The organism is Arsenicicoccus sp. UBA2120 (genome assembly GCF_002330965.1).
GTDB classification, from domain to species: Bacteria; Actinomycetota; Actinomycetes; order Actinomycetales; family Dermatophilaceae; genus Arsenicicoccus; species Arsenicicoccus bolidensis.
In genome coordinates this window covers 20,950-27,093 of the sequence record NZ_DCYC01000108.1, presented here as the reverse complement: position 1 = coordinate 27,093, position 6,144 = coordinate 20,950, and the positions used below count along the sequence as shown (strand labels likewise).

Sequence of the window (6,144 nt, the reverse complement as noted above, 5' to 3'; positions counted from 1 at the left end):
ATTCGGACGCGTGCCAGGTCAAACCAGCCCATGGGAGTGGTGGGTGAGCGGAAGTTCGGCTGACCCTTCCCGTTGAATCGAATATGATATTTGTGGGGAGTATGAATATACCTCTGGGTCGATTTCTCGAAGTGTGCGTCGCCCGCCACGTCGTAATGGTATTGACGCCCGCGGAGGTGGTCCAGCCCCCACAGCACGTCGTAGTGCCACTGCGCCGGGAACGAGAACAGCAGGAAGGACGGGTCGACCACCTCCCCGGTCGACAACCGCCGGAACAGGCGCCGCCCCAGCAGGTAGTCCTCGCCCCACCGCAGGGCGTCGCTCACGTCCAGCGCGCCGGTGGCGCGCTCATACACCGCGAGTCCGTCCAGCACGCAGATCGTCGAGTGGTATGACGACCGCACCGACCCACGCTCGGCCCCGCAGTTCCACCCGCCGTCAGCCAGCTGCTCGCCCAGCAGACGCTCGACCACGCCGTCGACCGGCACACCGAAGTAGGCCCCCAGCGCCACCGTGCCGCCGTTGATGCGCGGCTATACCTCGCCGACGACGATCATGCTCGCCACGCTACGAGGGGTTGCGGACGTCGTCCTTCCGGTTGTCGCCGGCAGGGGGACGTCCGCGCCGAGGCAGCGGCCCCGCGTCCTTCGGCATACGGCCCGATCTCTTGAGGGCGTCGCGCAGGACCACCTCGACCTGGGCGTTGACGCTGCGCAGCTCGTCACCCGCCCAGCGGGTGAGGGCGTCGTGGACGGCGGGGTCGAGGCGCAGCAGCACCTGCCTGCGCTCGGCCCCGCCGCGACGCTCCCGTGGAGGGCTCACTGGTAGAGCGATCCCGTGTTGACGATCGGGGTGGCCTTGGACTCGCCGCACAGGACCACGAGCAGGTTGGACACCATGGCCGCCTTGCGCTCGTCGTCGAGGGCCACGATGTCCTGCTCCTCGAGCCGGGCCAGGGCCATGTCGACCATCCCGACGGCACCCTCGACGATCCGGGACCGGGCCGCGACGATGGCCGACGCCTGCTGGCGCTGCAGCATCGCCTGGGCGATCTCGGGGGCGTAGGCGAGGTGGGAGATGCGCACCTCGACGACCTCGACGCCGGCGACCACGACCCGCTCGGCGACCTCGCGGGCCAGCTCGCCGGACACGACGTCGGTGGACCCGCGCAGCGACTCGACGTCCTCGCGGTCGCTGTCGTAGGGGTGGGAGATCGCCACGTGGCGCAGCGCCGACTCGGACTGGGCGCGCACGAAGTTCTCGTAGTGCTCGACCGAGAAGCTCGCGCGGGCCGTGTCGGCGACCTGCCAGACGACGATGGCGGCGATCTCGACCGGGTTGCCGTCGGCGTCGTTGACCTTGAGGACGTTGGTCTCGAAGTTGTTGACGCGCACGGAGACTCCGCGCTTGGAGGTGAACGGCATCACCATCGTCAGGCCCGTGCGGCGAGCCGTCCCGACATACCGTCCGAAGAACTGGATGACCTTGGTCTGGCCGGGCTGGATGATGACGACGGCGCTGGCCACGACGGCGGCGAGGAGGATGACGACGGCGCCGCCGACGAAGCGGCCGATGGGCGGCTGGCCCGTCTCGTTGGCCGCGAGGGCACCGCTGACGATCAGCCAGACGCCGCCGACGAGCAGCAGCAGCGACAGGGCCAGCGCCAGGAAACCGTCGACCGCGAAGGCCGGTCGCTCGCTGACGTCGACGCGCGTGCCCTGGTGACCGACAGGCCGGGCCGAGGGCGGCGCGGCCTGCGGGTCGATGGTCTCGTCGTGCGTCTGCTGCGTGCTCATGGTCTCCCCCTGGGCGTTCATCGTGTGACATCTTTTTGATATCACTTAAACCTGAGACGCGGCTAGGGAGCGGGGGGTTCCGGGCACGTTTGTTGACCCGGCTCCTGCTCGGACGTCGAGGCACGATGACGGCGTGACCCCGGACGAGCTGCGAGCGGTCGGACAGACCACGTCGAGGGCACCGCCGACGACGCTCGGTCGACCGCCGAGCTGGTCCGCACCCCCGACGAACCCCCCTGCTGAGTCGTGTCGACTAGACGGTCTCGCGGGAGTAGGCGGACGCCCGGGCGACCTGCTCGTCGCTCGGGCGCACCCCGGTGTAGAGCACGAACTGCTCGGCCGCCTGCAGGGCGATCACCTCGGCTCCGGTGATGACGCGCCGGTCCAGCTCACGTGCCAGCCGGATCAGCGGCGTCTCCGCGGGGAACGCCACCACGTCGAACACCGTCCGGGCTGCCTCCACGGCGGCCCGTGGCACCGGCAGCTCCTCGGCCTGGGGGCCGCCCGCCATACCGACGGGAGTCGCGTTGAGGATCAACGCGGGTCGCAGGTCGCCGAGCGAGTCCGCCCAGCGGTGGCCGTACTTCGCGGCGAGGGCGGGGCCGGTCCGCGAGTTCCGCGCCACGACATGGCCGTTGGTGAAGCCCGCGTCGGTCAGGGCGGCGACCGCGGCCTTCGCCATACCGCCGGAGCCGAGGACGGCGAAGTCGTCCGTCGGCGAGACCCCGTGGGACGCAAGGAGATTGCGGATGGCGAGATAGTCGGTGTTGTAGGCGACGAGGTGGCCGTCGTCGTTGACGATGGTGTTGACCGACTCGATCGCTGCCGCGGACTCGGTCATCTGGTCGACCAGGGGTATGACGTCCTCCTTCCACGGCATGGAGATCGCGCAGCCGCGGATCCCGAGAGCGCGCACGCCACCGATCGCCGCCGTGATGTCCGAGGTCGTGAACGCCTTGTAGACGTAGTCCAGCCCGAGCTCGCGATAGAGGTAGTTGTGAAAACGCGTGCCGATGTTGGACGGTCGCGCCGACAAGGACATGCACAGCTGCGTGTCCTTGGTGATCCGCTCGGTCACGAGGACGCTCCCGCCTGGTCGATGAGCCAGGCGTACTCGAACGCGGCCTCGCGCCAGGCGTGGTAGCGCCCGCTGACGCCGCCGTGCCCGGCGACCATCTCGGTCTTGAGCAGGATGGGCCGCGCGTCGAGGTCGTTGGTCGCGCGCTCGCGCAACCGCGCCACCCACTTGGCGGGCTCGACGTAGTAGACCCGGCTGTCGTTGAGCGAGGTCGTCGCCAGGATCGCCGGGTAGGGGCGCGCCGCGACGTTGTCGTAGGGCGAGTAGCCCTTCATGTAGGCGTAGACCTCGGGGTCGGCGAGGGGGTTGCCCCACTCCTCCCACTCCCCCACGGTCAGCGGCAGGCTCGGGTCGAGGATCGTCGTCAGCGCGTCGACGAAGGGCACCTGCGCGTGGATCGCCCGGAAACGGTCCGGCGCGAGGTTGGCGACCGCCCCCATGAGCAGGCCCCCGGCCGAGCCGCCCTCGGCGACCAGCCGGTCCGGCGCCACCCACCCCGCATCGACGAGGTGCTCGGCGCACGCCACGAAGTCCGTGAAGGTGTTGCGCTTGTGCTGCATCCGGCCCTGGAGGTACCACTGGCGGCCCATCTCGCCGCCGCCGCGCACGTGCGCGAGCGCCCACACGAAACCCCGGTCCAGCAGCGACAGCCGGGCCACCGAGAACCACGGGTCCATGCTCGCCTCGTAGGACCCGTAGCCGTAGACGAGCCCGGGGGCCGTGCCGTCGGCGACCACGTCCTTGCGGTGCACCACCGAGATCGGGATCCGGGTGCCGTCGGCCGCCGTCGCCCACTCCCGGTGCTGGACGTAGTCGCCGAGGTCCACCCCGCCGAGCACCGGCGTCTGCCGCAGCAGGGTGCGCTCCCCGGTCACGAGGTCGACGTCGTAGACGCTGCGCGGCGTCACGAGTGAGGTGAACCCGATCCGCAGCACGTGCGAGGCGTAGTCGGGGTTGTCCCCCACCCCGATCGTGCCGAGCTCCTCGTCCATGACCAGCGGCCGCATCGGTCCGAAGCCGCCGCCGTCCGGCCCGACCGTTCCCCCAGGGGCGTCCGTCCGGTCCATCACGGCGAGCGCGGTCAGGCCGTCCCGCCGCAGCGAGACGACCGCGTGCCGCTGGAACGCGTCGACCCCCACGACGCGCTCGCCCGGCGCGGCGGCATACAGGCTCTGCCAGTCCTCCGCCGAGGTGCTGCCGAGGGGCGCCTGGGCCAGCTCGAAGTCCTCGTGGGTGGCGTTGTGGGTGATCAGCAGGCGGTCCCCGGCGGGCTCGGCGTCGTACTCGACCCCCTCGCGGCGAGGAGCCACGCAGCGAGGCTCGCCGCAGGGGTCGTCGGCGGGCAGCAGCCAGGTCTCCGAGGTGTCCTTGGAGCCCGCAGCGATGATGATCCACGCGTCGTCCCGGCTGGACCCGACGCCCACCCAGAACCGCTCGTCGGTCTCCTCGTGCACCAGCACGTCCTGGTCGGCCGGGGTGCCGACCTCGTGGCGCCACACCTGGAACTGCCGCCAGGCGTCGTCGTTGCGGGCGTAGAACACGTGCCGCCCGTCGCGGGAGAAGGCCAGGCCGTAGCCGACCTTGTGGACGGCGTCGTCGACGACCTCGCCGACGGGCCCGGTGCGGGTGGGGTCGTCACCGACCCGGGTCACGACCAGGTCGTAGACCTCGTCACCGGTCAGGTCGACGGCGTAGGCGTAGAGCGTGCCGTTGTGGCTGATCTCGCTGGAGCCCACGCCGAAGAAGTCGGCGTCCGCCGCGAGCGCCTCGGCGTCGAGCAGGACCTGCTCCCCCGCCGGCGGCGCACCGTCGGTCAGCTCGGGCGGCAGCTCGCCGGGCCGCACCGGCACGCGGCACTCGCGGCCGTACTGCTCGCCGGCGCTGATTCGGGAGTAGTACCACCACCCGCGGTAGGCCGAGGGGACGCTGAGGTCCGTCTCCTGCGTGCGCGTGCGGATCTCGTCGTAGACCTGCTCGGTCAGCGGCACCAGGTGCGCCGTCATGGCCTCGGTGTAGGCGTTCTCCGCCTCGAGGTGCGCGACGACCTCGGGCGAGCCCTTGTCCCGCAGCCACTCGTAGGGGTCGACGACGCGGTCCCCGTGGTGCTCGCGGATCGTCTCGACGCGACGCGCCACGGGAGGCTGGGGTGATGGGTTGGTCACCCGGGCACGGTAGCCGATATGAAGGAGGCATGACCGTACCCTCGCTGACCGTCCACCCCACGCTGCTCCACGAGGTCGTGAGCACGATCGTCCAGGCGTCCGGCAGCGACGCCCGCGAGGCGGGGCTCGTCGCCGACCACCTGGTCGCGGCCAACCTCGCCGGGCACGACTCGCACGGCGTCGGCATGGTCCCGAGCTATCTGGAGGCGCTGGCGGTCGGCGAGCTGCACCCGGGCGTCGGTGCGACCGTCGTCAAGGACGCCGGCGCGGTCCTGACGATCGACGGTGGCCAGGGCTATGGCCAGGTCGTGGCCCACGAGGCGATGGAGCTCGCCATCGCTCGGGCGCGCGAGCTGGGCGTCTGCGTCACCGCCGTGCGCGGCTCGCACCACGTCGGCCGGATCGGCCACTGGGCCGAGCAGTGCGCCCGCGCCGGCCTGGTCTCGATCCACCTGGCCAGCGTGGTCGGCGAGCGGTATGTCGCCCCCTTCGGGGGAACGGACGGCCGCTTCGGCACGAACCCCGTGTGCCTGTGCGTCCCGCGCGAGGGCCAGGACCCCGTGCTGCTGGACATGGCCACGTCGACGGTCGCGCTGGGCAAGACCCGCGTCGCCCACAACGCCGGTCTCCCCCTCGAGCCGGGTCGGGCCCTCGACGCGGAGGGCCGCCCCACGACCGACCCGGGCGTGATGTGGACCGAGCCCCACGGAGCGCTGACGGCGTTCGGGCTGCACAAGGGGTCGGGGCTCGCGGTCATGGCCGAGCTGTTCGCCGGCGCCGTGAGCGGGGGCCTCACCACACATGCCGCCACGACGACGCACGAGGCCGCCATCGTCAACAACCTCCTGTCGATCGTCCTGTCCCCCGAGGCCTTCGAGGGCAGCGCGATGGCCGAGCAGACCGACCTGTTCCTGGAGTCCGTGGCCGCCTCCCGCCCCGCGGTCCCCGGCGAGCCGGTGCTGCTGCCGGGGCAGCCCGAGGTCGCGGCCCGGGAGGCCCGTCGCGACGGGGTCCCGGTCGACGCGACGACGTGGGCCCAGATCCTCGACGGTGCCCGCGCGGTGGGCGTGCCGGCCGACGTGATCGAGGGCTGGCCCACCGCCTGACC

At 71.5% G+C, this 6,144-nt stretch carries 5 protein-coding genes and 1 pseudogene; 1 reads left to right on the top strand and 5 read right to left on the bottom strand.

The window, feature by feature from the left end:
* The 5 genes and pseudogenes from B2P18_RS18375 to B2P18_RS18355 all read right to left on the bottom strand — a co-directional run.
* Window positions 1-512 (bottom strand): annotated as a pseudogene (locus B2P18_RS18375) (hypothetical protein); the annotation flags it as partial.
* Window positions 513-567: 55 nt separating this feature from the next.
* Entirely contained in the window at window positions 568-822 is a 255-nt protein-coding gene (locus tag B2P18_RS18370) for a hypothetical protein (RefSeq protein ID WP_286961865.1), read from the bottom strand.
* The gene (locus B2P18_RS18365) at window positions 819-1,796 is read right to left on the bottom strand and encodes an SPFH domain-containing protein (protein ID WP_286961863.1); all 978 of its coding nucleotides are present in this window, start codon (window positions 1,794-1,796) and stop codon (window positions 819-821) included. Before B2P18_RS18365 ends, B2P18_RS18370 begins: the two co-directional genes overlap by 4 nt.
* Before the next feature lie 253 nt (window positions 1,797-2,049).
* Window positions 2,050-2,874 carry a shikimate 5-dehydrogenase gene (locus B2P18_RS18360; protein WP_286961860.1) on the bottom strand — a complete coding sequence of 275 codons (825 nt, stop codon included), beginning with the start codon at window positions 2,872-2,874 and terminating at the stop codon, window positions 2,050-2,052.
* Window positions 2,871-5,036, bottom strand: a complete 2,166-nt coding sequence (locus tag B2P18_RS18355) for a S9 family peptidase (RefSeq protein WP_286961857.1) — start codon at window positions 5,034-5,036, stop codon at window positions 2,871-2,873. Before B2P18_RS18355 ends, B2P18_RS18360 begins: the two co-directional genes overlap by 4 nt.
* A 29-nt stretch (window positions 5,037-5,065) precedes the next feature.
* Between B2P18_RS18355 and B2P18_RS18350 the strand changes: the two genes are divergently transcribed.
* On the top strand, window positions 5,066-6,142 hold the full coding sequence (locus B2P18_RS18350) for a malate/lactate/ureidoglycolate dehydrogenase (RefSeq protein WP_286961855.1): 1,077 nt from the start codon (window positions 5,066-5,068) through the stop codon (window positions 6,140-6,142).
* The last annotated feature ends 2 nt before the right edge of the window (window positions 6,143-6,144 follow it).